Source organism: Streptomyces sp. NPDC007025, assembly GCF_042869455.1.
Lineage (GTDB): Bacteria > Actinomycetota > Actinomycetes > Streptomycetales > Streptomycetaceae > Streptomyces.
On record NZ_JBIAFT010000001.1, the window covers coordinates 759,116 to 782,408 of the forward strand.

Annotated in this window: 25 protein-coding genes and 1 pseudogene; 11 read left to right on the plus strand and 15 right to left on the minus strand. The window is 73.6% G+C overall.

Features of this window, described 5'->3' with window-relative positions:
• Positions 1-41 precede the first annotated feature (41 nt).
• Positions 42-1,091 (minus strand): enoyl-CoA hydratase/isomerase family protein, encoded by a 1,050-nt coding sequence (locus ACFYMO_RS03215; protein ID WP_366770344.1) that lies wholly within the window; start codon positions 1,089-1,091, stop codon positions 42-44.
• A 304-nt stretch (positions 1,092-1,395) separates the two neighbouring features.
• On the opposite strand from ACFYMO_RS03215, the gene ACFYMO_RS03220 reads away from it, so the two are divergent.
• On the plus strand, positions 1,396-1,827 hold the full coding sequence (locus ACFYMO_RS03220; protein ID WP_388543731.1) for an ANTAR domain-containing protein: 432 nt from the start codon (positions 1,396-1,398) through the stop codon (positions 1,825-1,827).
• A gap of 107 nt (positions 1,828-1,934) precedes the next feature.
• Here the strand turns inward: ACFYMO_RS03220 and thiI are convergent, their stop codons facing one another.
• The 7 genes from thiI to ACFYMO_RS03255 form a co-directional block, all read right to left on the minus strand.
• A complete protein-coding gene (thiI, locus tag ACFYMO_RS03225) occupies positions 1,935-3,230 on the minus strand; it encodes a tRNA uracil 4-sulfurtransferase ThiI (RefSeq protein ID WP_388543734.1) in 1,296 nt (431 codons plus the stop codon).
• 140 nt (positions 3,231-3,370) lie between these two features.
• Positions 3,371-3,604: a hypothetical protein gene (locus ACFYMO_RS03230; protein WP_019359191.1), complete on the minus strand. Its 234-nt coding sequence runs from the start codon at positions 3,602-3,604 to the stop codon at positions 3,371-3,373.
• Between the two features lie 266 nt (positions 3,605-3,870).
• Positions 3,871-4,860 carry a zinc-dependent alcohol dehydrogenase family protein gene (locus ACFYMO_RS03235; RefSeq protein WP_366770342.1) on the minus strand — a complete coding sequence of 330 codons (990 nt, stop codon included), beginning with the start codon at positions 4,858-4,860 and terminating at the stop codon, positions 3,871-3,873.
• On the minus strand, positions 4,857-5,759 hold the full coding sequence (locus ACFYMO_RS03240; protein ID WP_366770341.1) for a carbohydrate ABC transporter permease: 903 nt from the start codon (positions 5,757-5,759) through the stop codon (positions 4,857-4,859). The genes ACFYMO_RS03235 and ACFYMO_RS03240 overlap by 4 nt, the downstream gene beginning before the upstream one ends.
• Positions 5,756-6,724 (minus strand): carbohydrate ABC transporter permease, encoded by a 969-nt coding sequence (locus tag ACFYMO_RS03245; protein WP_019359188.1) that lies wholly within the window; start codon positions 6,722-6,724, stop codon positions 5,756-5,758. Before ACFYMO_RS03245 ends, ACFYMO_RS03240 begins: the two co-directional genes overlap by 4 nt.
• Positions 6,721-8,124, minus strand: coding sequence for a sugar ABC transporter substrate-binding protein (locus ACFYMO_RS03250; protein ID WP_366770340.1), 1,404 nt, complete (start codon positions 8,122-8,124; stop codon positions 6,721-6,723). Before ACFYMO_RS03250 ends, ACFYMO_RS03245 begins: the two co-directional genes overlap by 4 nt.
• A gap of 85 nt (positions 8,125-8,209) precedes the next feature.
• A complete protein-coding gene (locus ACFYMO_RS03255) occupies positions 8,210-8,971 on the minus strand; it encodes a DeoR/GlpR family DNA-binding transcription regulator (RefSeq protein WP_366770339.1) in 762 nt (253 codons plus the stop codon).
• Positions 8,972-9,307: 336 nt separating this feature from the next.
• Between ACFYMO_RS03255 and ACFYMO_RS03260 the strand changes: the two genes are divergently transcribed.
• The 3 genes and pseudogenes from ACFYMO_RS03260 (at position 9,308) to ACFYMO_RS03270 (ending at position 11,621) form a co-directional block, all read left to right on the plus strand.
• Positions 9,308-9,871, plus strand: coding sequence for a peroxiredoxin (locus ACFYMO_RS03260; RefSeq protein WP_366770338.1), 564 nt, complete (start codon positions 9,308-9,310; stop codon positions 9,869-9,871).
• Positions 9,872-10,112: 241 nt separating this feature from the next.
• Positions 10,113-10,781: a LysM peptidoglycan-binding domain-containing protein gene (locus ACFYMO_RS03265; protein WP_366770337.1), complete on the plus strand. Its 669-nt coding sequence runs from the start codon at positions 10,113-10,115 to the stop codon at positions 10,779-10,781.
• A 338-nt stretch (positions 10,782-11,119) separates the two neighbouring features.
• Positions 11,120-11,621, plus strand: a pseudogene (locus ACFYMO_RS03270) (GNAT family N-acetyltransferase).
• A 122-nt stretch (positions 11,622-11,743) separates the two neighbouring features.
• On the opposite strand, the gene ACFYMO_RS03275 reads toward ACFYMO_RS03270, so the two are convergent.
• Positions 11,744-12,199 (minus strand): cold shock domain-containing protein, encoded by a 456-nt coding sequence (locus ACFYMO_RS03275; protein WP_366770336.1) that lies wholly within the window; start codon positions 12,197-12,199, stop codon positions 11,744-11,746.
• Between the two features lie 315 nt (positions 12,200-12,514).
• Between ACFYMO_RS03275 and ACFYMO_RS03280 the strand changes: the two genes are divergently transcribed.
• Positions 12,515-13,180, plus strand: coding sequence for a hypothetical protein (locus ACFYMO_RS03280; protein WP_366770335.1), 666 nt, complete (start codon positions 12,515-12,517; stop codon positions 13,178-13,180).
• Positions 13,181-13,251: 71 nt separating this feature from the next.
• Here the strand turns inward: ACFYMO_RS03280 and ACFYMO_RS03285 are convergent, their stop codons facing one another.
• Together ACFYMO_RS03285 and ACFYMO_RS03290 are read right to left on the minus strand one after the other, a co-directional pair.
• Entirely contained in the window at positions 13,252-13,653 is a 402-nt protein-coding gene (locus ACFYMO_RS03285; RefSeq protein ID WP_366770334.1) for an NAD(P)H-dependent oxidoreductase, read from the minus strand.
• Positions 13,654-13,673: 20 nt separating this feature from the next.
• Positions 13,674-13,817 (minus strand): hypothetical protein, encoded by a 144-nt coding sequence (locus ACFYMO_RS03290; protein ID WP_366770333.1) that lies wholly within the window; start codon positions 13,815-13,817, stop codon positions 13,674-13,676.
• A gap of 389 nt (positions 13,818-14,206) precedes the next feature.
• Here ACFYMO_RS03290 and ACFYMO_RS03295 point away from each other — a divergent pair, with 389 nt between their 5' ends.
• From ACFYMO_RS03295 to ACFYMO_RS03310, 4 genes are all read left to right on the plus strand, one after another.
• On the plus strand, positions 14,207-14,704 hold the full coding sequence (locus ACFYMO_RS03295; protein WP_366770332.1) for a MarR family transcriptional regulator: 498 nt from the start codon (positions 14,207-14,209) through the stop codon (positions 14,702-14,704).
• A gap of 89 nt (positions 14,705-14,793) precedes the next feature.
• Positions 14,794-15,066 carry a hypothetical protein gene (locus tag ACFYMO_RS03300; protein WP_026005078.1) on the plus strand — a complete coding sequence of 91 codons (273 nt, stop codon included), beginning with the start codon at positions 14,794-14,796 and terminating at the stop codon, positions 15,064-15,066.
• Between the two features lie 62 nt (positions 15,067-15,128).
• The gene (locus ACFYMO_RS03305; RefSeq protein ID WP_388543744.1) at positions 15,129-15,485 is read left to right on the plus strand and encodes a hypothetical protein; all 357 of its coding nucleotides are present in this window, start codon (positions 15,129-15,131) and stop codon (positions 15,483-15,485) included.
• A 321-nt stretch (positions 15,486-15,806) separates the two neighbouring features.
• Complete coding sequence (locus ACFYMO_RS03310) at positions 15,807-16,529, plus strand: type 1 glutamine amidotransferase (RefSeq protein ID WP_366770535.1); 723 nt, start codon at positions 15,807-15,809, stop codon at positions 16,527-16,529.
• Between the two features lie 9 nt (positions 16,530-16,538).
• Here the strand turns inward: ACFYMO_RS03310 and ACFYMO_RS03315 are convergent, their stop codons facing one another.
• Positions 16,539-16,895 carry a hypothetical protein gene (locus tag ACFYMO_RS03315; protein WP_388543747.1) on the minus strand — a complete coding sequence of 119 codons (357 nt, stop codon included), beginning with the start codon at positions 16,893-16,895 and terminating at the stop codon, positions 16,539-16,541.
• Positions 16,896-17,206: 311 nt separating this feature from the next.
• Here ACFYMO_RS03315 and ACFYMO_RS03320 point away from each other — a divergent pair, with 311 nt between their 5' ends.
• Positions 17,207-18,685, plus strand: coding sequence for an FGGY-family carbohydrate kinase (locus ACFYMO_RS03320; RefSeq protein WP_366770330.1), 1,479 nt, complete (start codon positions 17,207-17,209; stop codon positions 18,683-18,685).
• A gap of 74 nt (positions 18,686-18,759) precedes the next feature.
• Here the strand turns inward: ACFYMO_RS03320 and ACFYMO_RS03325 are convergent, their stop codons facing one another.
• From ACFYMO_RS03325 to ACFYMO_RS03335, 3 genes are read right to left on the minus strand one after another with little or no spacing between them, the layout of a single operon-like run.
• Complete coding sequence (locus ACFYMO_RS03325) at positions 18,760-19,533, minus strand: polysaccharide deacetylase family protein (RefSeq protein WP_366770329.1); 774 nt, start codon at positions 19,531-19,533, stop codon at positions 18,760-18,762.
• Positions 19,530-20,408, minus strand: a complete 879-nt coding sequence (locus tag ACFYMO_RS03330; protein WP_366770328.1) for a DMT family transporter — start codon at positions 20,406-20,408, stop codon at positions 19,530-19,532. Before ACFYMO_RS03330 ends, ACFYMO_RS03325 begins: the two co-directional genes overlap by 4 nt.
• Before the next feature lie 8 nt (positions 20,409-20,416).
• Positions 20,417-21,331, minus strand: coding sequence for an SDR family NAD(P)-dependent oxidoreductase (locus ACFYMO_RS03335; RefSeq protein ID WP_388543751.1), 915 nt, complete (start codon positions 21,329-21,331; stop codon positions 20,417-20,419).
• Positions 21,332-21,707: 376 nt separating this feature from the next.
• On the opposite strand from ACFYMO_RS03335, the gene ACFYMO_RS03340 reads away from it, so the two are divergent.
• On the plus strand, positions 21,708-22,862 hold the full coding sequence (locus ACFYMO_RS03340; protein WP_366770327.1) for a galactosyldiacylglycerol synthase: 1,155 nt from the start codon (positions 21,708-21,710) through the stop codon (positions 22,860-22,862).
• Positions 22,863-23,293: the final 431 nt, after the last annotated feature.

Consider the following 23,293-nt stretch of genomic DNA (forward strand, 5'->3'; position numbering starts at 1 on the left):
GCTCATGGGCCATCAGAATATGCCCGCAGAAAGCGTCAGATTCACACGTCGAGTCCCAGGTCGCCGCTCTCCGGCGGCGCGAAGTGCCGCGCCACCTCCTCCTCGGAGACCTCGCCGAGTGCGCCGGGCGACCAGCGCGGGCTGCGGTCCTTGTCGATGATCTGCGCCCGCACGCCCTCGGCGAAGTCGGGGGAGGAGAGGGCGGCGACGGAGGTGCGGTACTCCTGTTCCAGGGCCGCTTCCAGCGAGGTGAGGCCCCGTGCCCGGCGCAGCGCGGCGAGGGTGACCTTGAGGGAGGTGGGGGACTTCGACTCGACGGCCGCGGCCGCCTCCTTGGCCGCAGTCCCGCCGTGGTCGCGCAGCCGGGCCAGGATCTCCGGAACGCTGTCGGAGTCGTAGCAGGTGTCGATCCAGGCCCGCTGCCCGGCCAGTTCGGACTCCGGCGGGACGGTCGCGTACCGCGCCACCGCTTCCGCGGGTGGGGTGTGGGCCAGCGCGGCGGCGAAGTCCGCGAGCCGGTCCGCGGGGACGAAGTGGTCCGCCAGTCCGCACAGCAGGGCGTCCGCCGCACCCACCGCTCCGGCGGTCAGTGCCAGGTGCGTGCCCAGCTCGCCCGGCGCCCGCGACAGCAGCCAGGTGCCGCCCACGTCGGGGACGAAGCCGATGCCCGTCTCCGGCATGGCGACCCGCGACCGCTCGGTGACGACGCGCACGCTGCCGTGTGCCGAGACTCCGACACCGCCACCCATCACGACCCCGTCCATGAGCGCCACGTAGGGCTTGGGGTAGCGGGCGATCCGGGCGTTGAGGCGGTACTCCGCCGCCCAGAACCGTGCGGAGTCCGCGCCGCCGCCCTGTCGTACGTCCTCGTGGATCCCGCGGATGTCTCCGCCCGCGCACAGCCCCCGCTCGCCCGCGCCGCTGAGGACGACGGCCGCGACCGCGTCGTCCTGCTCCCAGGCCTCCAGTGCTCCGGCGAGCCGGTCGACCATCTCCCGGTCGAGCGCGTTGAGCGCGCGCGGGCGGTTGAGTACGAGACGGCCGGCGCGGCCGTCCCTTTCGACCAGCACGGGCGGTTGGGGCGGGGTCACGGCGGCGCTCCTCTGTCATGGGGAGGCCCTCCCGGGCGGGAGGGCCTCCCGCCACGGTACGGGTGCGCCGGTGTTCGCTATCTCACAGGTGGGCGTACCGCCCGCCCGGACGGGCAGACATGTGTCATGCGACAACAGTTGTCTCCGGAGGCACGATGAATCTCGCCGTGGCGCCGCCCCGGGCAGTGGGACCGCTTGTCCACTCGCCCTGGGGCGGCAGGGCGCGCGCCCGGCTCCGCCTAGGCCGGGTCCGGGGCGCTACCGTGCCGGCTCCTGGGCCGAACCAGCTCGGATGGAGCTACGGGTGACCAGCGAGGGGACCTTCTACACCTCCGATTCTCCTCCTTCTGACGAGAGGTCCGGCGACTCCCGTGAAGGGCCCCGGGCCGCCGGCCGTGAACCGTTGGCCGCCGGCCCGGCGTACGAGGCATGTCCGCCCGCCGAGCTCCACCGGCTGCGGGAGGAGGTGGCGCAACTCCGGCAGGCGCTGGACAGCCGTCCCGTGATCGACCAGGCGCGTGGGGTGATCATGGCTTCGGGGCGCTGCGGCCCCGATACGGCATGGCAGGTGCTGGTCGACACCTCGCAGCGGACCAACACCAAGCTCCGGGAGGTCGCCCGCCTGCTGACCCGGGCGACCCACCAGGAGCCGCTGCCGGAATGGCTGCGCAGCGCCGTGTCGGCCTCCTGCGCTCGCGCCGCCCGCGCCGCCCGGCAGAACGGAACCGCCGGCTGAGGCGTTCGGGCTGATCCGCCGCCGGTCGGCCGGGCCGGGGGCGCGCACGGTGGGCGGGGCCGCGGCGGTAAGAGCCGCTTGCGGCGCCGCGGCCCGGCAGCGGTCTCTCACCCCCGGCGAGCCGGATCCGCCCCGTCGGCTTCCGCGCCCGGATCCTCGTCCGCGCCGGGGGCCAGGGACCAGGCGCCCGCCAGCAGTTCCCCGACGAGATCGTCCGGCTGCAGGCGCCGTTCCACCCGCCGCAGATCGGTGACCCGGGCGCGGGTGCTGACCTGGCGAGGGGCCAGCAGCGAGCAGCAGTCCTCGTCGGGCAGCACCGAGACCTCGGCGGTGCCCAGGGCCCGCGCCTCGTCGATGATCTCCTGCTTCTCCCAGCCCAGCAGGGGGCGCAGCAGCGGTATCTCGGCCGCCTCGTCGACCGCTGCCATGTTGGCCACCGTCTGACTGGCGACCTGGCCCAGGCTGTCCCCCGCCACCAGGGCCTCGGCTCCCAGCCGCCGGGCGAGCGCGCTCGCCGTCCGCACCATCAGTCGTCGTTGGGCCACCACGTGCAGCCTTCCCGCGCCCGCGAGCGCGAGTTGCTTCTGCGCCCTGCCGAGCGGGACGACCCACAGCGCGCGGCCGGGCTGGAAGCGGTTGAGTCCGCGGGCCAGCGCGTAGGCCTTGTAGACGGAGGAGGCGTCGGCGTAGGGGGCGCCGGTGAAATGGACGAAGTCGCAGGCCAGTCCGCGGCGCATGGCGCGGTAGGCGGCGACGGGGGAGTCGTACCCTCCGGAGAGCAGGGCCAGCGCCGGGCCGCTGGTGCCGACCGGCAGCCCGCCCTGGCCGGGTATCCGGTCCCGGGACACGAAGCCCGCGCCCCGGTCCACCTCCACCAGCAGTTCGATGTCCGGTGCGGAGAGGTCCACCTGCGCTCCCGTCGCCCGCCGCACCCGCTCCCCGAGCGCGGCGGCCAACTCCGAGGAGGTGAGCGGGAAGGACTTGTCCCGGCGTTTGACCCGCACGGCGAAGCTGGGTTCACCGCCGCTTCCGGCGCGCTCCTCCCGCGCCCGGCGCAGCGCGTCGACCGCGTGCGCGCCGAGTGCCTCGACCGTGCCGGGGACGCGCACGGCGGGCTGTACGACGCTGAATCCGATCACGCGGCGCACGCGGTCCACGAGCCGGTCCAGCGGCACCTGGCCGCCCACGGCGGTCACGCTGCGGCCCTTCTCCAGCCAGACGGGTCCGGGCAGCGTACGGAGCGCGTCACGCAGATTGCCGTACAGCTGTTCCTCGAACCGGGCGCGGTTGCGGCCGCGCAGAAAGACCTCGCCGTGCTTGAGCAGGACGCACTCGCGCACATGGTCCGGCAGGCCCGGGCGGCTGCGCGGATCGGGGACGGGGCGGGGTCCTGAGACGGTCACGGAACTCTCCTCCTGGCACCCAGGTTAGGCGACCGCCGGCCGACCCGGTCGCGCACCGTGCACGGCCGGAGCAGCGGCCGACAACAGCAGAGAGCCCCGCCGGACGGTGTGTGAACCGTCCGGCGGGGCCCCGGGCCGGTTCAGGCGCGGGGCGGCTTGATCCACCCCTTCTTCACCAGCTTGTCGCACAGGGACCTGGCCGCGTGGTCGGTGCCCTTGGTCTGCCGCTTCGCCTCCTTCACGCAGTCGGCGTACGGGTAGGGAGGTCCACCGGCGCGCGTCTGCGCGGGGGACACGGCAGTGGCCGGAACCGCCGCGAACAGCACGCTGCTCACCGCGGCGGCCGCCGCCAGGGCGATACCCTTCCGTGGCACGAGTCCTCCTCTCTCGCCCCGGAGCCCGGTGCTCCGGATGCCCTGCCTCAACGAGCGCATCCGTGATCGGCAACGAGCCGCGGCGCCGGCCCCGCGTTCGGCGGAGCGTTCCGCCACGACGACCTTTCGGTACGTCAAGGCGGTGATCGCACCGGCGGGACCGGCCCCGCCTGTGCGATCACCGCCCGGCACCGGCCCGGCGGTCGTACGGCCGCTCCCGGCCGTATGACAGGCACGCGCCCCCGGCGGGCGGGAGCGGCACCGCCTCAGGGCACCACCACGATCTTGCGGCCCTTGCCCTCGGCGAACCGGTCCAGCGCCTCCGGATAGGAGTCCAGCGGCATCCGGTCGGAGATGAACACCTCCGGGTCCAGGATCCCGCCGGCGAACAGATCGGCGGCCCGCTCGTAGCTGTGCAGGACGGCCATCGAGCCGGTGATGGTGATCTCCTGATTGTAGATGCGGTACGGCTCGATGGTGGCCCGTGTCGCGTAGTCGGAGACACCGAACTGGAGGAAGGTGCCCGCCTTCGCCACCCGGCCGAGGCCGTCCTGGATGGCGGCCGCGTTGCCCGTCGCGTCCACCACCAGGTCCCAGCCGCCGGGCCGGTCCAGTTCCTCGGCGGTCGCCGCCGCGCCGCTGCACCCCAGACCGCGGGCCGTCGCCAGCCGTTCGGGATTCAGGTCGAGGACCTCCACGCTCGCCGCGCCGGTCCGTTTGGCCAGCTCCAGCATCATCAGGCCCATCGTCCCCGAACCGTAGATCAGCACATGGGACCCGAGCTGGCTCTTGAGCACGTCGTAGCCGCGCACCGCGCAGGAGAGCGGCTCGATGAGCGCCGCGTCCTGGGTCCGCACATGCTCGGGCAGCCGCACGCAGTTGGCCACGGGCGCCACCGCGTACTCGGCGGCGCCGCCGGCCGTGGACACGCCGATCGCGGCCCACCGGTCGCACAGGTTGTTGTGGCCGCGGCGGCAGTAGCGGCACTCGTGGCAGTACAGGGAGGGGTCGACCGCCACCTGGTCCCCCTCGGCCAGCTCGTCGACCTCGCTGCCCAGCGCCACCACCTCCCCGGCGAACTCATGACCGGGCACCAGAGGCAGCGAGGGGGCGAACTCGCCCTGCTTGATGTGCAGATCCGTTCCGCACAGCCCGCACGCCGCGACCTTCACCACCACCTCGCGGGGACCGGGGGTCGGGTCGGGAACCTCCGTCAGGGACACCTTGCCCACCGACTCGACGAGTGCGGCCTTCATTTGACAGCTCCTAGCGACAGGCCCTGGACCAGCTTGTCCTGGGCGGCGAACCCCGCGGCGAGCACCGGCAGGGAGATCACGAGAGACGCGGCGCACACCTTGGCCAGGAACAGGCCCTGGCTGGTGATGAAACCGGTCAGGAAGACGGGCGCGGTCTGCGCCACGACCCCCGTCAGGACCCGCGCGAACAGCATCTCGTTCCAGGAGAAGATGAAGCAGATGAGCGCGGTGGCGGCGATTCCGGGTGCGGCGACGGGCGCGACCACCCGGGACAGGACGGTCGGCAGCCGCGCCCCGTCGATCTGCGCCGCCTCGATCAGCGCGGGCGGCACCTCGGCGAGGAAGGACTGCATCATCCACACCGCGATCGGCAGGTTCATCGAGGTGTAGAGGATGACCAGCAGCCAGATGTTGTCGAGGAACGACGTGTTCTTCGCGAACAGGTAGATCGGCAGCAGTCCGGCGACGATCGGCAGCATCTTCGTCGACAGGAAGAAGAACAGCACGTCACGCCACTTGCGCACCGGCCGGATGGACAGCGCGTACGCCGCGGGCAGCGCCAGCACCAGCACCAGCAGAGTGGAGAAGACCGAGGCCATCAGCGAGTTGGCGAGCGCGGGCCAGGGTCCGGCCCCGCCGCCCGCGTCGAAGAAGGCGCGGTAGCCGTCGAGGGTCAGCGGGGCGGCCAGCGACGGCGGGTTGGTGGCGGCGTCCGACTCCGAGTGCAGCGAGGTCAGCACCATCCAGGCGATCGGCAGCACGAAGAGCAGCCCGCACACCCAGGCCAGCAGGCCCAGCGCGGTGTTCTTGCGGCGGATGCTTCTGGGCGGCGCGGAGGTGGCCTTCGGCCCGGCGGTGGACGACGCCGCCTCGGGTGCGTCTGCGGTCAGGGCGCTCATGCGCGGACCTCCTCGCGGAAGAGGGACGAGACCACCCGCAGCGCGAGGGTGGCGATGATCAGGGAGCCGATGACGACGAGCACGCCGGCGGCCGAGGCGAGGCCGTACTCATGGCCCTGGTAGAAGGTCTGGTAGATGGTGTACGGCAGGTTGGCGGTGCCCAGACCGCCGGAGGTGATGGTGAAGACGGCGTCGAAGTTCTGCACGATGTAGATCGATCCCAGCAGCGCCCCCAGCTCCAGATACCGGCGCAGGTGCGGCAGCGTCAGATAGCGGAAGATCTGCCAGGCCCCGGCCCCGTCGATCCGGGCGGCCTCGATCGAGTCGGCGGGCCGGCTCTGCAGCCCGGCGAGCAGGATCAGCATCATGAACGGCGTCCACTGCCAGATCAGCGCCATCTCCACGGCGCCGAGCGGCATCTCGGCCACCCACTCAGGTTGCGGTGCGTCGTCCCCGAACAGCCAGCTCAGCACACCGTTGAAGAGCCCGTACTCGGGGTTGTACAGCACGTGCTTCCACAGCAGCGCCGCGGCCACCGGCACCAGCAGGAACGGCGCGATCAGCAGCGTGCGCACCACGCCGCGGCCGCGGAAGCTGCGGTCGAGCAGCAGCGCCAGCAGCAGCCCGAGCACCAGGCTGACCAGGACGACGACCGCGGTCAGCACCGCCGTCGTCACCACGGAGTCGCGCAGCTCGGGATCGCTGAGCACCTCCTGGTAGTTCGCGAAGCCGCCGAAGGACCGGGCCTCGGGGTAGAGCGCGTTCCAGTCGAAGAACGAGACCACCAGGGTGGCCGCGAACGGCAACTGGGTGACGATGATCAGGAAGACCAGGGCGGGCAGCAGCGGCGCGCGGGTGACCCAGCCGCGCAGCCGGTTGGGCGGCCCCTTCGGCGCGGCGGGCCGGGCGGCCGGCGGACGCTTCTCGTCGTGCGCGTCCGGGGCAGTGGTGGTCGGAGTGCTCATTGCCCTCGCCCCTCGTAGTCGTCGGAGACCTCCTGTGCCAGCTTCTGGGCCTTGCGCAGCGCCTCGTCCACCGACTGGCGGCCCGCGATGGCGGCGCTGATCTCGTGCGAGACCTTCGTCCCCAGATCGGCGAACTCGGGGATGTCGACGAACTGGATGCCGATCGTGGGCCGTTTCTGCACGCCCGGGTCGCGGGGCCTGGCCTTGGTGATGGCCTCGCGGGTGACCTCGTGGAAGGCCCCGGCCGCCTTCTTGTACTCCGGCAGCTCGTAGGTGGAGGCACGCTTGCCCGCCGGGACGTTGGCCCAGCCGAACTTCTCACCGACCAGCTTCTCGTACTCCTTGCCGGAGGCCCAGGAGATGAACTTCCACGCCTTGTCCGGGTTCCGGCTCGCCTTCTGGATCCCCCAGGCCCAGCTGTAGAGCCAGCCCGAGCTGCGGGTCTTCACCACCGGCGCGGGGACGTAGCCGATCTTGCCCTTCACCTTGGACTTGGCGCCCTCCAGGGACCCGGCCCCGGCCGTGGCGTCGTACCACATGGCGGTCTTGCCCTGGGTCATGTTGTTCAGGCACTCCGCGTACCCGGACTGGGAGGCCCCGGACTCGCCGTGCTCGCGCACCAGGTCCACGTAGAACTTGGTCGCCTTCCGGAAGGCGGGGTCCTTCAGCCGCGCGTTCCAGTCCTTGTCGAACCAGGTCCCGCCGAAGGTGTTCACCACCGTCGTCAGCGGTGCGATCAGTTCGCCCCAGCCCGGCAGCCCGCGCAGGCAGATGCCCTTCATGCCGTGCTGGGCGCCGTCGACCTGCGCGGCGAGCTTCGCCACCTGCGGCCAGGTGGGGTGCTCGGGCATCTTCAGGCCCTCCTGGGCGAAGACGTCCTTGCGGTACATCAGGAAGGACGACTCGCCGTAGAACGGCTCGGCGTAGACCTGGCCGTCCTCGCCGCTGAGCGACTCGCGCACCGGAGGCAGGATGTCCTGCTGGTCGAAGCGCTTGTCCTTGCGGGTGTAGGGGGTCAGCGAGCGCAGCCAGTCGTTCTTGGCGAAGATCGGCGTCTCGTAGTTGCTGAGCGTCGCCACGTCGTACTGCCCGGCCTGGTTGGCGAAGTCCTGGCTGATCTTGTCCCGTACGTCGTTCTCCGGGAGCACCGTGAACTGGACCTTGATGCCCGTCTCCGCGGTGAAGTGCTCCGCGGTGAGCTTCTGCAGCTCCAGCATCTGCGGGTTGTTCACCATCAGCACGCTGATCGTGTCGCCGCCGGAGCCGAGGCTGCCCGCGCCGGCGCAGCCGGACAGCGCGAGCAGCGCACTCGCCGTGGCGGCGGCGGTGGCTGCCCTGACCGCCCTGGCCCGATGTGGTCGGCTGCGTATCCGGCCCTGCGGCCTGCTCTGACAGCGCATATGAACTCCTGGCGAATCGTGATATTCCGGTTGAACGCGGGCGTGCGGTACCGCCGCCCGTACAGAAGCTGGGAAGCGGGCCGGATCAGACCCTGATGACCTGCGGCCCGCGCAGCGCGTAGCGGTGTGCCTCCGGGGCGGGCAGGTTCACCGAGGTGACCAGCGCCTCGAAGTCGGCGACCTCGGCGAAGCGGCAGAAGCTCACCGCGCCGAACTTGGTGTGCAGCCCGGCAAAGATCCGCCGCCGCGCGGCCCGCATGGCCTGCGCCTTGACCTCGGAGACCGCCGGGTCCGGAGTGGTCAGGCCGTGCTCCCGGGAGATCCCGTTGGCTCCCACGAAGGCCAGATCGATGACGAAGCCGGCGAGCATCTTCGTCGTCCAGTGCTCGACGGTGGCCAGGGTGCCGCCCCGTACCCGTCCGCCGAGCAGCAGCACGGTGAACTCCTCCTCCGCGGCCAGCACCCGGGCCACCGGCAGCGAGGCCGTCACCACGGTCAGCCGCCGGTCCCGGGGCAGCGCCTCGGCGATCAGCTGCGGGGTGAACCCCTCGTCGACGAAGACCGTCTCCGCGTCCCCGAGCAGTTCGACGGCGGCCGAGGCGATCCGCCGCTTCTCGGGCACGTGCATGGTGGTGCGGTACGCCAGGGTCGTCTCGAACCCGGCGCTCTCCACCGGGTAGGCCCCGCCGTGGGTCCGGCGCAGCAGCCCGTGCTCCTCCAGCACCCGCAGGTCGCGGCGGACCGTCTCCTTGGCGACGCCCAGTTCCTCCGCCAGCGAGGCCACCTCGACGGAGCCCAGCCGCCGCGCCGTGCCGACGATCTGCCGCTGCCGCTCCGCCGCGCTCATGGCCCCGTCGCCCCTCTCCGTTCGGTCACGGACATGCCCGTTCTTGCCCGTGTGGAGAGTTGTACCGGGCCCCGTCCGGTACGACCAGCCTCCCGGCGGAGAAGATCGTGACCGTTTCTGCCCGTCGCCACCGTCCGCGGAAACGCTCCTGAGCAGGAACGATGCATCCGCGGTCGAGAGTGATTCGACCGTTGCGGGTGAACACTCGCCCGTTCGGTGCCCGTTCTGCTCCACGGGCCGTACGGGCCCGGCGTCGTGCGGCCTGCGCGGCGCGGGCGCGGCTAGCGTTCCGGGGGGACTCCGCCGCACGTATCCCGGCACGGGGAAGGACACCACGTGGACGACCTGAGGCGATCGCCAGCGGAACTTCCCGAACCCGGGGACGACGGGGCCGCCGACCACCTGCCCGGAACGCGGTTGCCCCCTCTCGCACTTCCGCACATCGAAGGCCGGCTGGTCGCCATGGACCGGCTGGGCACCGGACGCACCGTCCTCTATGCCTTTCCACGCGCCGCACGCCCCCGCGAGCTGCCCGTCGGCTGGGACTCCGTCCCCGGTGCGGCGGGTTGCCTCCAGGAAGCGTGCGGATTCCGGGACCGGCACGCCGAGCTGCTGACCGCCGGGGCGTCGCGCGTGTTCGGCCTCTCCGGTCAGGGCAGTCCCTGTCAGCGCGAGCTCGCCCAGCGGCTGCGGTTGCCGTTCGGACTGCTCTCCGACCCGGTGCTGACCCTGGCGGGAGCTCTGCGGATGCCCGTTCTCGACGTGGGCGGGCGGCTGTTCTACCGGCGCCTCACCCTGATCGTCCGCGCCGGCGCGATCGAGCACGTCTTCCACCCCGTCTTCCCGCCGGACCGGCACGCCGCGCAGGTTCTGGACTGGCTGCGGGCCAACCCCGCCTAGGGAGTCTCTTCAAAGGAGCGTCGTCCGCCCGGAGGCCGCCGCCGGGCGGACGGGGCTTTGAAGACACGACCCAGGTACCGCCCATCGGGGACGCCGGGTACCTCTGGACGGGTGAAAGATCGGCAAAGCAGAACGGATCGTCGGCCCGGACGGCATCTGACGGAGTTTGCTACGGCCCTGACGGGCTTTCCTCTGACCCCAACAGAGAGCTTCCGGGCTCGACGGTAAGGACTTGATTCAGATGCGTAAGACCAAGATCGCCACCTTCGGCGTCCTCACGGCTGCCGCAGTCGCCGTTCCGGCCGCGCCTGCCTTCGCGCAGGAGGGGCAGTCATCCGACACGCACACGCACACGGAGGCCGCGCAGCGTCAGGAGCCCACGACCACCACCTACCAGGTGCGGCCCGGCGACACACTGTCCGAGGTGGCCCGGAGCCACGGCACCAGATGGCAGGAACTCGCGGAGCGGAACGCGCTTCCCGATCCCGATCGGATCTATCCCGGGCAGCGGCTGACCATCGGGGAGGCCGTGCCCGGGCCCGCCCCGGCGGCTCCGGGCAGCACGACCGGGTCCAGCGCCGGGCAGCAGTCGGCGCCGCAGGACCAGCAACCCGCCCCCGAGCAGCAGGGATCAGTCCCTGAGCAGCAGCAGGCACCGCGCAGCAGCGCTCCCACCGCGCCGAACTCCTCGACGGCGGAGAGCGCGGCCAAGGCGGAGATCATCCGCCGGGAGTCCAGCGGCAACCCGAACGCGCAGAACGGCAAGTACCACGGCCTGTTCCAGACCGATCAGCCCTGGGGCAAGGGCACGGTCGCCGAACAGCACGCCGGCGCCGAGCGCTACGTCAAGGAGCGGTACGGCTCCTGGCAGGCGGCACTCGCCTTCCACGACGCGCACGGCTGGTACTGACCCGCCCGGGACGCCGCCGATCCGGTCCGCCGTCCCCGGTCCGCACGCCGTCACGGCGGACCGGGGGCGGGCTCCCCGGGCTCTCCGCCCGGCGGGAGCCCCGTACCGGAGCTGTGCCAGCGTCCCCGTCCGGCGACCGTCGGGTCGCCGATCCGGACGAGACCGGGGGAGACGAGCTGATGACTGCCGTGCAGCCCACCGCTTCGCGCGGTGCCCGGACAGTGCCCCTCCCCACGGTTCCGGTTCCGGCCTGAGCCGGGCGCGCCTTCCGGACGTATGCCGGGCGCGCCCCGAGTGCGCCGGCAGTACCGGGACCTCTCGTACCGAAGGTGTTCCCGTTGTCCCAGCCTTCCGCAGGCTCCTTCACCACCCGACCCGAGCGGCCCGGCTCCGCAGCCGCCGCCGCGGTCCGCCGGATCCTCCTCGCGGCCTTCCCGACACCCGAGGAGGCCGGACTCGTCGAGGCGCTGCGCGCCGATCCCGTCGCGTGGCTCGACGGACTCCTCCTGCTCGCCGAGACGCCCGACGGCACTCCGGTCGGGCAGGCCCTGCTCACCCGCTGCCACGTGGCCGGACATCCCGCGCTCGCGCTGGCCCCGGGCGCGGTGCTGCCCCCGTACCAGCGCATCGGGGCCGGTACGGCAGCGCGGCGGGAATCCGGTGCTCGTCCTCGGGCATCCGGAGTACTACCCGCGGTTCGGATTCCTTCCGACCTCCCGCCTCGGGATCCGTGCCGCCGTCGACGTACCGGACGAGGCCTCGGTGGCCCTCCTCCTGGACGCGGAGGCGGAGCCGGTGCCTTCCGGGGCCATCCGCTACCCCGCCGCGTTCGGTATCTGACCCCGTCGGCACCCGTGGCGGCACGCCCTGCGTGCCGCCACGCCCGCTGCGATCCCGCCGCCGGGTCCGCCGGGAGCAACCCGCCGGAGCCCGCGGCGGGCCGTCGCGGCCCGCACGTCCGGTCAGTCCTCGGCCCAGCCGTGGCTCTTCCCGAACTGCACCAGACGCCGACGGATGTCGAGGATCTGCGCGCCGGTCAGGTCCGGCGCCGTCTCCAGCAGCAGCTCCGTCACCGCCCTGGTGTACTCGGCGACACCGAGCACATCGCACATGGGGTCCTCCCCGTCCGGACCGCGGGAGGCCGCAGGGCCGTGCGGTTCCCGGCCCCCGGCAGCCGAAGCGGTCTCCGGCCCGGGCGCGTCCGAGCGGTCCAGAAGCCGCACGGAGGAGGCCTTCAGGCCCCGGTCCCCGTCCTCGATCTCGAACTCCACCGCGACTCCGGTGTGCACGAACGATTCCGGAATCATCAGGTCGTTCGCGTGCAGGAAGACGTCCTCGCCTCCGTGGTCGGGGGCGATGAACCCGTACCCCCGCGCACCGTCGAAACGGACGACTCGACCGACAACTGTATTCACCATTCACCCCAACCGCACTCCCCGGGCCCCGTGCCCGGACATCTGCCCCGGATCCTAGCGAGCGGGGAGCCCGAGCGTGACACGGACGACCGGCTGCGACGGGCAACAGGGTGCACGTGCGACACGCCCGCACCATCCATGGGATGACGGCCCGTCAACTCGACCGCCGGGGCGCGCATTCGGCCCGTGCGGCCGCGGTTCGTGGTTTACCGGTGCGGCGTCCGGGAAGCCGGGCAGATGCCGGGTCCCTCCTCCGAGGCCCGCCCCTCGGTAACGGCTCCCGGGCGCTGCCCGTCGGGGGCCGGGGAGAAGGCGCACATGTTCATCCTCCTGCTCATCGCCGGTACAACCGTGATCCTGGCCGTCGCCTTCGTCATCGCGGTCCGCCTCCGGCGCCGGGCGGCCGCCGTGGCGGCGCAGCTGCTGGAGCGCCGCTTCGGCCCCGAGTACACGCGTGTCCTCGCCCGGCGACACGGCGACACCCGGACCACGCGGCGCGAGCTGGCCGGAAGGCTCGACCGGTACGGCTCCCTCGTGGTGCTGCCGCTCGCCTCCGGTGCGCGGGAGCGCTACCTCGCGCAGTGGAGAGCCGTCCAGGAGGACTTCGTCGACTCCCCGGCCCGGGCGCTCGGTGCGGCCGAGACGCTGCTGGAGCGCCTCGCCGAAGAGCGGGGCTACCCCGCCGGACCGTCGTTCGAGGAGCGCCTCGCCGCGCTCTCGGTGCACCACGCCCGGCGGGTCCAGGGATACCGGCAACTCCGCGACGCCCGGCGGGCCGGGGGCGCGTCGGGCCCGGACGCGGCGGAGACCGAGGACCTGCGCGCCGCGCTGTCGGAGGGGCGTGCCCTCTTCGACTCGCTCCTCAACGCCCGCGCCAGCGGCGCCGGAGCCGAGCCGGGCCGCCCCTCCCGGCCCGGCGTGTCCCGCGGGCTCGCCGCCGCTCACCGGCAGCAGCCGCCCGGCACGGGACCGGATGTGCACTGACGCCGCCGCGTCGGGAGCTTCTGCGCAGGTCAGTCCAGCAGCGCGGCCGCCAGGGCCCGGGCCTGGCGCAGTCAGTCGGCGCGGCGTGCCGGGTCGGCGTCGGTGACCGTGCGGAAGACGGCGCGCCGCACGTCCGTGATGCCTGTGTACGGCAGGACGCAGGCCCCCCAGGTGTTGCCCAGCGGATCGTCGAACTCGCGCTCCTCCCGCTCCGCCGGGGTGTCCGAGGTGTTGAGGACCAGGGCGCGGTCCGCGGACAGCCCCGCCGGCTCGCTGTCCGCCGCGGTCAACTTGTACGCGACACCCGGCACCGGAACCCGCTGCACCCAGCCGGTCAGCACCGCGGGAGGCATGCCCCACCAGTTGGGGTGGACGCAGACCAGCGCGTCGGCCTCGGCGACCCGCGCGCGATGCCGTTCGAGCACCGGATCCGCGTCGCCGTCCGCGTCCGCCGCCGCTCCGAGCGCGTGCACGGTCTCGGTCTCCGGCGCGGTCAGGAGGGGGCGAAGCCCTCGGCATGCAGATCGTGGGCACGTACCCGGCAGCCGTGCTGTCGCAGTTCGTCCACGACGCCGTCGAACACGGCGTGGTTGAAGCTGCCGGGACGCGGATGCGCCAGATAGGCGGCTATGCGCATGGTGTCTCTTCTCTCCGGTCTTCTCCGGTGGGCCGATGCGGGTGTGCGGCACTCGCTGGAACGGACGGTCGGACGAGCCCGGGCGTGGGCCTTCCGGGCCCCGTGGGGCCATTGTGGCGCAGCACCGCAGCACCGCAGCACCGCAGCACCGCAGCACCGCAGCACCGCCGCACCGCAGCACCGGCACCGCCCGCCGTGTGCTGTGGCGCGGCCGGTGCCGGGCATGACCTGGCCGCTGACCGGGCATACGGGGTGCTCAGGGAGAGGCTTCCCGACGACGGACGCCGCAGTGGGCCGGTGGAAGCTGTCCCGCCGTGCAGCGGGCACCGACGCGGGGCCGGCGGGCCGATCCCGGTCTGGCCGTGCCGCCGTTAGGGAGTGGTACTGATATGGGCAGGGATCCCTCACTGCCCGGCGGCTGCGCCCAGCAGGCCGGACAGTGCGCGGGCGAGATCATCGAACTGCTGGAAGTGCTCTGGGAGCAGGGCCGGAACGCGACCGCCCGCGCGCCGGTGTCCCCGTCGCAGTTGCGTGTCATGTACTGCGTCGACCGCGACGAGGGGATGAACCTGCGGGCGCTGGGGGAGGCGCTGGGCTCCGCGCCGTCGTCGGTCAGCAGGCTCTGCGACCGGCTGGAGGCCATCGGCTTCGTCGCGCGCTCACCCAGTCCCACCAGTGGACGCGAGCTGGAGCTGCGGCTTACTCCGCAGGGCAGGGCACATCTGCACGATCTGCGCGAGCGGCGCGAGGAGGCCCTGCTCGGCATCCTGGCGGCCATGCCGCCCACGGATCGCGAGGCGCTTCTCACGGGCCTGCGAGGGTTCGCCGACGCCGCGGCGAACAGCTCCCCCGACTGTTCGCCCCCGGTTACACCAGCCACACCTTGATCAAGCCCGGGTTGCAGAGCTGTCACACGGGCTACCCAGCCCAGCTCTCACTCCATAGGGTGGCAGCACCGACCCTGGAGGGGGAATTAGTGTCGTACTCAGGTCCGCCCAATCAGCCGTACCAGCCAGGCCCGCCACCGGCCAACGATTCCAACACGCTGAGCATCGTCGGGATCGTGCTCGGTGCCGTGGCCTTCATATTCTGCCCGCCCGGCTTCGGCATAGCGGGCATGGTCTGCGGCTTCGTCGCCAAGTCCAAACAGGAGCGGCTCGCACCGGTCGCGATCGGGGTGTCCGTCGCCGGGCTCGTCATCGGCATGGTGCTCGGTTTCGTGGTGTTCCGTGGGATGTACGGCGGCTGACCGACGGACGCGGAAGCACATCGCACGGTTTGGGGCCGCGTTGTGCGGTCACCCGCAGCGGCATGGCTGACCCGGTGAAGAACTCCAAGGGACGCAGCGCGGAGAGCGCGGTCGAGACCGTGACGGCGAACGGAGCCCGACCCGGTGCCCATGGCGCCGCCACGGACGAGGACGCGCGCTCCGCGGGAGAGAACCCCAGGACGAAGGGCGAGGCCGCCAAGGACACGCTGGTGTCCGCGGGGGCCAAGGCGGGCGCGGCTGCTGCCGCCGGTGCGACCGCCGTCAAGGAGCGCAGGAACCTCACCGCCGGCACGGCCGGCGGTCTCCTCGCTCTGCTGGCGGGGGCGTTCGCGCTGGGGCGGAGGACCGCCCGCAGCAGCGCGGGCCCCGTGACGCGATGGACCCGCGGCCGTATCTGAACGGCCGGGGGCCGACCGGAGCAACGCGCAAGGCGCCGTGCACAGAGCGAGGGCCGGACAAGGGCAAGCACCCTGTCCGGCCCTCGCTCTGTGCTGTCACCGCACGTGCGGCGCGGCGGAGTCCGCCGCCCCGCGACGTGGATGCCGGTGGTCGTCCGGCAGCGGTCGGCGTACGGGGTGCCGGTGACCGGGCCGCCGGGCCGCCGGGCCGCCGGGCCGCCGGGCCGTGTCACCATGGCGCGGAAGCCGGGCCTGTCGGTACCCGGGTCACGACCCGAACGCGGCGGCCGGTGCGGACTCGAGCGGAAGGCGGGCGCGGTGGTGGCGACGGCATGGGTGGTGCAGAACACCCCGAAGGGCGGGCCGGGACGGTTCGGCGACTGGCTCACCGAAGCGGGCGTCGCTGTCCGGACCGTCCAGGCCCACGAGGGGGCGCTGCTCCCCTCGCGGCTCGCGGGCGGGGCCCTGGTGGTGCTCGGCGGCGGATTCCTGCCCGACGACGACGCACGTGCGCCGTGGCTGGCGCCCACCCGCGCCCTGGTGGCCGAGGCGCTCGACACAGGCGCGCCGCTGTTCGGCATCTGCCTCGGAGGCCAGATGCTGGCCCACGTCGCCGGGGGAGAGGTCGCAGCGGAGCACGGCGAGCCCGAGATCGGCAGCACGCCGCTCACCCTGCGGGCCGAGGCGCAGTGCGATCCGCTCTTCCACGACCTGCCCTCGCCGGTGACGGCCGTCGAGCGGCACGTGGACGCCGTCACGGCCCTGCCGCCCGGCGCCGCATGGCTCGCGCGGAGCGAGCGCTGCCCCTACCAGGCGTTCCGTGTGGGGGAGCGGGCCTGGGGCGTCCAATTCCACCCGGAGGCCTCGCCCGACCAGGTCCTGACCTGGGACCTGGCGGGCCGTGCCGAACGCGGCCTCGATCGTGCGGCGCTCCACCGCCGGGCGACCGAGGACGCCGTCACCTCGACTCCGGTGTGGCGCAAGCTGGCCCACCGGTTCGCGGCGTCGGTCCTGGGAGCGGACCGAGAGCCGGGGCGCGACTGATCGCCGGGGTCAGGGACGCACCTCGATCCGCCCGATGCCGCTGCCCAGTTTGCTGCAGTGCGCGGTGGACTGGCCCGACTGCCCCGGCCGCAGCGTGACATGTTCGCCATCGATGTCGGGGCTCCAGCCGCAGACCAGATGGACCCAGAAGGTCTGCGTCGCCCTGCCGTTGTTCCTGCACAGGGCGTAGCCGGTGTACTCGTCGTTGTGGTGCCTGCCGGTGTGGCAGCTCAGGCCCGGCGGGGTGGCGGCGCCGACGGCCGCCACGGTGGCGGCCGAGGGCAGCGACAGCAGCGTCAGCGCGGCGAGCATGAGGGCGGCGAACCTGGCCGCGGCCCTGCGGGGCCGCACGGTGACCGGTGTCATGCGGTGCTCCTTGGTCGAGGGCGGTGCCCTTCGAGTGGTTCGCCTGCTGCCTCCCCCGCCGCACGGCCGGAAAACTGCGCATACCTTGACACTTGGTCAACTAACCGCAGGATGCCGTCATCCAGGACATGGTTCCGGCCCCGGCATCGGCCGGACCTGCCCCGGCCCGACCCGGCCCGGTCGTCCCCGTGCCGCCGTCCGCGCGGCGGGCCGCCCACCGCGCCAACCCGCCGACCACCGCGCCCGACCGGTCACCTTCGCTGAGCAGGGAAAACGTTGACCCTGCCGGTGATCCCTGGAAGCCTGCCGCCATGGCGCTCAACGCAGTCCTGGGTGTGGACATCGGCACCTCCAGCAGCAAGGGCGTACTGGTGGGGCTGGACGGCACGCTGCTGGCCTCCGCCGTACGCGAGCACACCGTCGAGCGGCCCGCTCCGGGGCGCGTGGAGATGGACGCCGGTGTCTGGTGGGACGAACTGGCCTCCCTCTCCCGGGAGCTGACCGAGGCGGCCGACGCCCGGACCGTCGCCGTCGGACTCAGCGGCATGGGCCCCTGCGTCCTGCTCACCGACGCCGACGACGTGCCCCTCCGCCCCGCGATCCTCTACGGCGTCGACACCCGCTCCGTCGACCAGATCGCCCGCCTCGGAGCGGAGTTGGGCACCGAGGAGATCCGGCGCCGCTGCGGCTCCGACCTGAGCAGCCAGGCCGCCGGCGCCAAGATCGCCTGGATCGCGGACGAGGAACCGGAGCTGTACGCGCACGCCCGGAGGTTCTACACCTCCAGTTCCTGGCTGGTGCGGAAGCTGACCGGCAGCTACGTGCTCGACCACCACACGGCGAGCCAGACGACCCCGCTCTACGACACCGTCGCGCACCAGTGGTACACGCCCTGGACCGACCGCGTCGCTCCCGGCCTCGAACTGCCTCCGCTGCGCTGGTCCGGTGAGGCCGCGGGCACCGTCACGGCCGAGGCCGCCCGACGCACCGGACTGCCCCCGGGCATCCCCGTCGTCACCGGCACCGTGGACGCCTGGGCCGAGGCGCTGAGCGTGGGCGCGCACCGACCCGGTGACCTGATGCTGATGTACGGCACCACCATGTTCCTCATCCACACCGTGCCCGGCCTGCTCACCGACCCCGCGCTGTGGAGCACCGTCGGAGCCCTGCCCGGCACCCGCAGTCTCGCCGGCGGCACGGCCACCTCCGGTGCCGTCACCGGCTGGCTCCGGGAGCTGTTCGGCACCCCGGACTACGCGGAGCTGCTGCGGCTCGCCGAAGCCTCGCCTCCCGGCGCGAACGGGCTGCTGATGCTGCCCTACTTCGCGGGCGAGCGCACCCCCGTCATGGATCCGCACGCCCGCGGCGTCCTCGCCGGCCTGACGCTGAGCCACACTCGCGGCGACCTCTACCGTGCCGCGCTCGAGGCGACCGCCTACGCCGTCCGGCACAACATCGAGGCCATCGAGCGGGCGGGCGGGGACATCCGCCGGATCGTCGCCGTCGGCGGCGGCACCCAGGGTGGGCTGTGGACCCGGATCGTCTCCGATGTCACCGGCAGATCCCAGGAGTTGCGGACCACCTCCATCGGCGCCTGCTACGGTGGCGCGCTGCTCGCCGCGCAACTGGTGACCGACGCCTCCGCCGACACCTGGAACCCCGTCCGCGGGACCGTCGCACCGCACCCCGGGACCAACGGCAGGTACGAGGAGCTCTACGCCCTCTACCGCGCGCTCTACCCGGCGTCGGCCGACGTGGTCCATGCCCTCGCGGCGGCGCAGGAGCGCTGACCCGCGGCACCGTCCGCCGTGCTCCGAGGCTCCCGGCCGGAGCCCCGGTGTCCCCGATCGGCAGCACGGGCCCGTCAGCCCGTGAGCGGCGACCGCTCCGCCCCGGCCGTCCCCACGGTCACCGCCACCGGCCCGTGCTCCGCCAGCGGACCGATACGCCAGGAGGCGGCCCGGCAAAGGGCGACCAGACGGGGCAGGGCCGCCAGCGTGACCCGCCAGGAGCCGGGAGCACTGTTGCGGTCGCTGTCGTGCAGGAGGACGGTCGCCCCACCGCTCAGGCGCGCGCCCAGCGCGGTGAGCACACTGTCCGGTCCGGCACCCGGCTGCCAGTCGCGGCCCCAGGCGGTCCACAGCACCGGCCGCAGCCCCAGCCGCCGGGCGGCCCACCAGCGGGTCGCGGTGAGCACCCCGTACGGGGGCCGGTACCACAGCGGCTCCGTCCCGGCGGTCTCCCGCACGGCCGCCAGCGCCCGCTCCAGGTCACGGCGGTCGGCGGCCGGGCGCGGGAGCCAGGGCGGCTGGTGCTCCCAGCAGTGCACCGCCAGCTCGTGGCCCTCGGCGGCCATGCACCGCACGAGAGCGGGGTGGCGCAGCACGGCGGCGCCCTGGAGGAAGAACGTCGCCCGCAGCTCCAGCCGGTCCAGCTCCCGCAGGAAGGCCGGGGTGGACCGGGGGTCCGGCCCGTCGTCGAAGGTCAGCGCGATGTGATCGGCCCGGCCGCGCCCGTCCAGCTCCGGGCGGAACGCGGCCCGCACCGGCGGCAGCCAGGTGGCGGCCGGCACGATGTTCGCGGCCGCGACGGCTGCCGGCGCGGCCGCCAGTGCGGTCAGCAGGCGTGGCCGGTTCACCAGATCTCCTTCCCGGAGGTGCCCGCCACCGCCGGCGACCGGGCCAGTTGCACACTTCCCGCACTGATCAGCGCGAGCGCGGCCAGCTCCGGCAGTACCCGCCATCCGAGCGACAGCCGCTCGTCGAACAGGGCGGCGCCCAGCACCACACTGAAGAACGCGTCCCCCAGCGTGAGCGCGGGCTGCGAGGCGACCAGCGTCCCCGCGTGCAGTGTCATCTGCAGCAGCAGGAACCCCGCTCCGCCCGCGACAGCCACCCCATAGGTCTGCCACGCGGTCAGCAGCGCGACCAGTCCGTCGTCCGCCAGATAGGAGATGGCGTCCTTCATCAGCGCGGCCGTCACCCCGAACAGCACGGCCGTGGCCGAGCCCAGTACGGTCGCCCGCGGCGCGGAGGGCAGCCGGAAGGCCACCACGACCAGCACCGCCACCAGCGCGACGACCAGCGGCGCCATCACCATCCAGCGGCCGGAGGGCACAGAGGCCGCCCCGCCAGAAGGCCACACCAGCCACAGGAACGCCGCCAGCCCCACCACCATCGCCGCGAAGGCCACCCATGCCCGCCCGCCGGGCCGCTGCCGGAACACCAGGCCACCCAGCACCAGGGTGAACAGCAGCTCCGTCGTCATCACCGGCTGCACCACTGCCAGCGGCCCCGTCGCCAGCGCACCCGCCTGGCACACCGCCGACAGCACCAGCGTGCCCGCCCCCCACAGCCACACCGGACGGCGCAGCAGTCCCGGCAGCCACGACAACCGCCGCCCGGACGGGCCCGGCCGCTCCACCGCCGCCGCCCGCCGCTGGAGCACCGAAGCGGCCGCGTTCCCCATGGCGGCGAGCACCGCCAGCAGGACCGAGAGAGCTGTCCACAGCACGCGGGCGCCTAGCCGAAGCGCTGGGCCAGGCTGCGGAACACCCCCGGGGCCGTCCCGTGCAGCCACGCGGGCATGGCCATCCAGGACGGCACATACGCGTTGGGGCGGCCCGTGCGCAGTGCCCGGCACACCGCCTCGGCCACCCGCGTCGCGGGCACGGGCCGCGGCCGGTCGCGCCGGTAGGGGGCCCCGCGGCGCTGGAAGAACGGTGTGTCGACCACTCCGGGCAGCACCATCGAGACCCCCACCCCGCTCGGTGCCAACTCGTAGCGCAGGCTGTCGGCGAACGCGGCGAGCCCGGCCTTCGCCGCCGAGTACACCGCCTCGCCCCGCACCCCGACGCTGCCCGCCATGGAACCGATCAGCACCACCTGTCCGCAGCGCCGGTCCACCATGCCGGGCAGCAGGAGCCGCACCAGGTGCAGTGTCGCGTTCAGGTTCAGGGCCAGCACCTCGTCGATGTCCTCCGGGGGCATCGCGGCGAACGACCCCGCCCAGCCGATGCCTGCGCCCGCCACCAGCGCGTCCACCCTGCCACTGTGCACCAGCGCCTCCTCGGCCAGCTGCGCGCGGGACCGCGCGTCCGCCAGATCCGCCGCCAGCGGCACTCCGCCGGTCCGGGTCGCCACCTGCCCCAGCCGTCCCCCGTCCCGGCCGTTGAGCAGCAGCCGCCAGGAGCCGTCCGCGGCGAGCTCCTCGGCCACGGCCGCGCCGATACCCGAGGACGCTCCGGTCACCAGGGCCACCGGACGGTGCGCCCGGCTACCCGCTTCCGTGCCCGAGGGCGCGCGCTTGAGCGGCCGGGCGCGGGTGGGCACCGACAGCCTGCCGGTCGGATGCCGCCGGTAGCGGTGCCGCAGCGAAGGGGCCCGGAGCGGCGGATCCGTCGGACGGCCGTCGGATCTGCCGAGCCTGTCGAACACGGACGCCTCCGGTGAGCAGTACGGGCCCAGACGGGGCCGGGAACATGTACCGGGGCGCAACCGGCCCCGGCTCCAGCATGCTGGCAACCGCGCTCCGCAGCCGCCCGGGGCCCTGCCCGGGTCCGCCGAACCACCTGTTCGGCTCCCCGCGCCCCGGCGGGCCCGCGCCGCCCGCGGAGGCCGGGGACGGCGGCGCCGGTCCGGAACGGCTGAGTGTCGCTACGCCGCCGCCGACGAGCGGACAGCACACTGGGTCTACGGACGTGCCGAGGGGCTGCGGACGTGTCCAGCCGCCCGCAGAGCCCCGGCGCGCTGTCCCGGGCCGAGCGGGTCCGGGGCCGCGCCGGTCCGCGCCCGCCGACGACCCTGGAGCCCCATGCCGCACCGCTTCCTGCTGCTGAGTGCCAGCATGGGCGCGGGCCACGACGCGGTCGCGCACGAACTGGCGCACCGGCTGCGGGCCCGCGGGCACCCGGCGGTCGTACGCGACATCCTCGGCATGCTCCCGGCAGGCAGCGGCCGGGCGCTGCGGACCGGCTACCGGGGCACCGTGCGGCACGCACCGAAGCTCTACGGCGCGGTGTACGCGAGCTTCCTCGCCACGGCCGCCGCGCCCGGGCCCCGCCCCAGCAGCGCACCGCTGGCGGCACTCGCCGAGCGCCCGCTCCTGAGAACCGTCGCGGAGCTGCGCCCCGATGTCGTCGTGCCCACCTTCCATCTGAGCGCTCAGGTGACCGGGCGGTTGCGGGCCAGGGGCGCGCTGGAGGTGCCCGCCGCGGTCGTCGTGGTCGACTTCGCCGTCCACCGCGGCTGGCTGCACCCGGGGAACGATCTCCACCTGTGCGTCACCGAGGCCGCCGCCGCCCAGGTGCGTTCCGCGCTGGGAGGCCCCGCGCGGAGCACGGGACCGGTGGTGCCCGCCCGGTTCCTCCGGCCCCAGGACGTCGGCGGCCGCTGGCGGGCCCTGCTGGACCGGCATGTGGCAGCGGCGGCGCAGCACACCCGCCCGCTCTCCGCGGAGCGGCCCGCCGTACTGATGTCCACGGGCGCCTGGGGCGTCGGCACCCGGCTGATGGAGACGGCGCGGCAACTCGCGGACCACGGCTGTGTCCCGGTGCTGCTGTGCGGGAACGACACGCGGCTGCGGCACCGCGCGACCCGCCATCCCGGCCTGCTGCCGCTCGGTTGGGTGACCGACCTGCCGGGCCTGATGGCGGCGACCCATGTGCTGCTCGACAACGCCGCGGGCCAGACCGCCGCCCAGGCGCTCGCGGTGGGCCTGCCGGTCGTCGGTCACCGTCCGCTGCCGGGGCATGCCGAGGCGGGTGTGCGGGCCATGGCGCAGGCCGGACTCTCCCGGTACGCCGCCGGTGCGGCCGAACCGGCGCACAGCGCGCACGAGCTGGCGTTTCCGGGCCCTGCCCGCGCTCGGCTGGCCGCGGCGGCCCGTGCCGCCTTCCGGGGCGACCCGGTCGACGAACTTCTGGAGCTGGCCGGACGAGCGGACACGGCGGACTCCCGGACAGCTTGACGTGCGTTCCCGGCTTCCCGGCCGGTGGCGGTGTGCGTGGGGGTGCTCACTGGGGGTGCGGGGGCGGGGGTCTGGCGGGGGTGGGTGGTGTGAGGCCGCCCATAGGGTCCGCGTCACGTACGAACCACCCTCGTATGTCCGGTATGCCGGTTTCGGGGTGGGGGTGGGGGCGGCAGGACCGGTCCGGCGGGAGGGACGAGTCCGGGTCGTAGGTCACATGGTTGCCGGGGTGGGGGGTGCCTCCCGCACGGTGGGCCCCACGCCGCAGACAGACCACCGGCAGCCCCGTGCCGGGTGCGGCGCCACGCCCCCCCCGCGAAAGGTTCCCGCTTCCTGATGCGCTCCACCCTCACCGCTCCGAGTGCCGTCCGCCCCACCCGCCGGCTGGCCGTCGGCGGCCTGACCGCCCTGGGCGCGGCCGGTATCGCCGC

Excerpts from the sequence above, each read along its gene's own strand:
- ACFYMO_RS03245 (WP_019359188.1), bottom strand. The coding sequence starts at position 6,724 with ATGAGCACTCCGACCACCACTGCCCCGGACGCGCACGACGAGAAGCGT.
- ACFYMO_RS03320 (WP_366770330.1), top strand. The coding sequence starts at position 17,207 with ATGGCGCTCAACGCAGTCCTGGGTGTGGACATCGGCACCTCCAGCAGC.
- ACFYMO_RS03265 (WP_366770337.1), top strand. The coding sequence starts at position 10,113 with ATGCGTAAGACCAAGATCGCCACCTTCGGCGTCCTCACGGCTGCCGCA.
- ACFYMO_RS03235 (WP_366770342.1), bottom strand. The coding sequence starts at position 4,860 with ATGAAGGCCGCACTCGTCGAGTCGGTGGGCAAGGTGTCCCTGACGGAG.
- ACFYMO_RS03290 (WP_366770333.1), bottom strand. The coding sequence starts at position 13,817 with ATGCGCATAGCCGCCTATCTGGCGCATCCGCGTCCCGGCAGCTTCAAC.
- ACFYMO_RS03240 (WP_366770341.1), bottom strand. The coding sequence starts at position 5,759 with ATGAGCGCCCTGACCGCAGACGCACCCGAGGCGGCGTCGTCCACCGCC.
- ACFYMO_RS03255 (WP_366770339.1), bottom strand. The coding sequence starts at position 8,971 with ATGAGCGCGGCGGAGCGGCAGCGGCAGATCGTCGGCACGGCGCGGCGG.
- ACFYMO_RS03280 (WP_366770335.1), top strand. The coding sequence starts at position 12,515 with ATGTTCATCCTCCTGCTCATCGCCGGTACAACCGTGATCCTGGCCGTC.
- ACFYMO_RS03315 (WP_388543747.1), bottom strand. The coding sequence starts at position 16,895 with ATGACACCGGTCACCGTGCGGCCCCGCAGGGCCGCGGCCAGGTTCGCC.
- ACFYMO_RS03305 (WP_388543744.1), top strand. The coding sequence starts at position 15,129 with ATGGCTGACCCGGTGAAGAACTCCAAGGGACGCAGCGCGGAGAGCGCG.
- ACFYMO_RS03250 (WP_366770340.1), bottom strand. The coding sequence starts at position 8,124 with ATGCGCTGTCAGAGCAGGCCGCAGGGCCGGATACGCAGCCGACCACAT.
- ACFYMO_RS03340 (WP_366770327.1), top strand. The coding sequence starts at position 21,708 with ATGCCGCACCGCTTCCTGCTGCTGAGTGCCAGCATGGGCGCGGGCCAC.
- ACFYMO_RS03295 (WP_366770332.1), top strand. The coding sequence starts at position 14,207 with ATGGGCAGGGATCCCTCACTGCCCGGCGGCTGCGCCCAGCAGGCCGGA.
- ACFYMO_RS03275 (WP_366770336.1), bottom strand. The coding sequence starts at position 12,199 with ATGGTGAATACAGTTGTCGGTCGAGTCGTCCGTTTCGACGGTGCGCGG.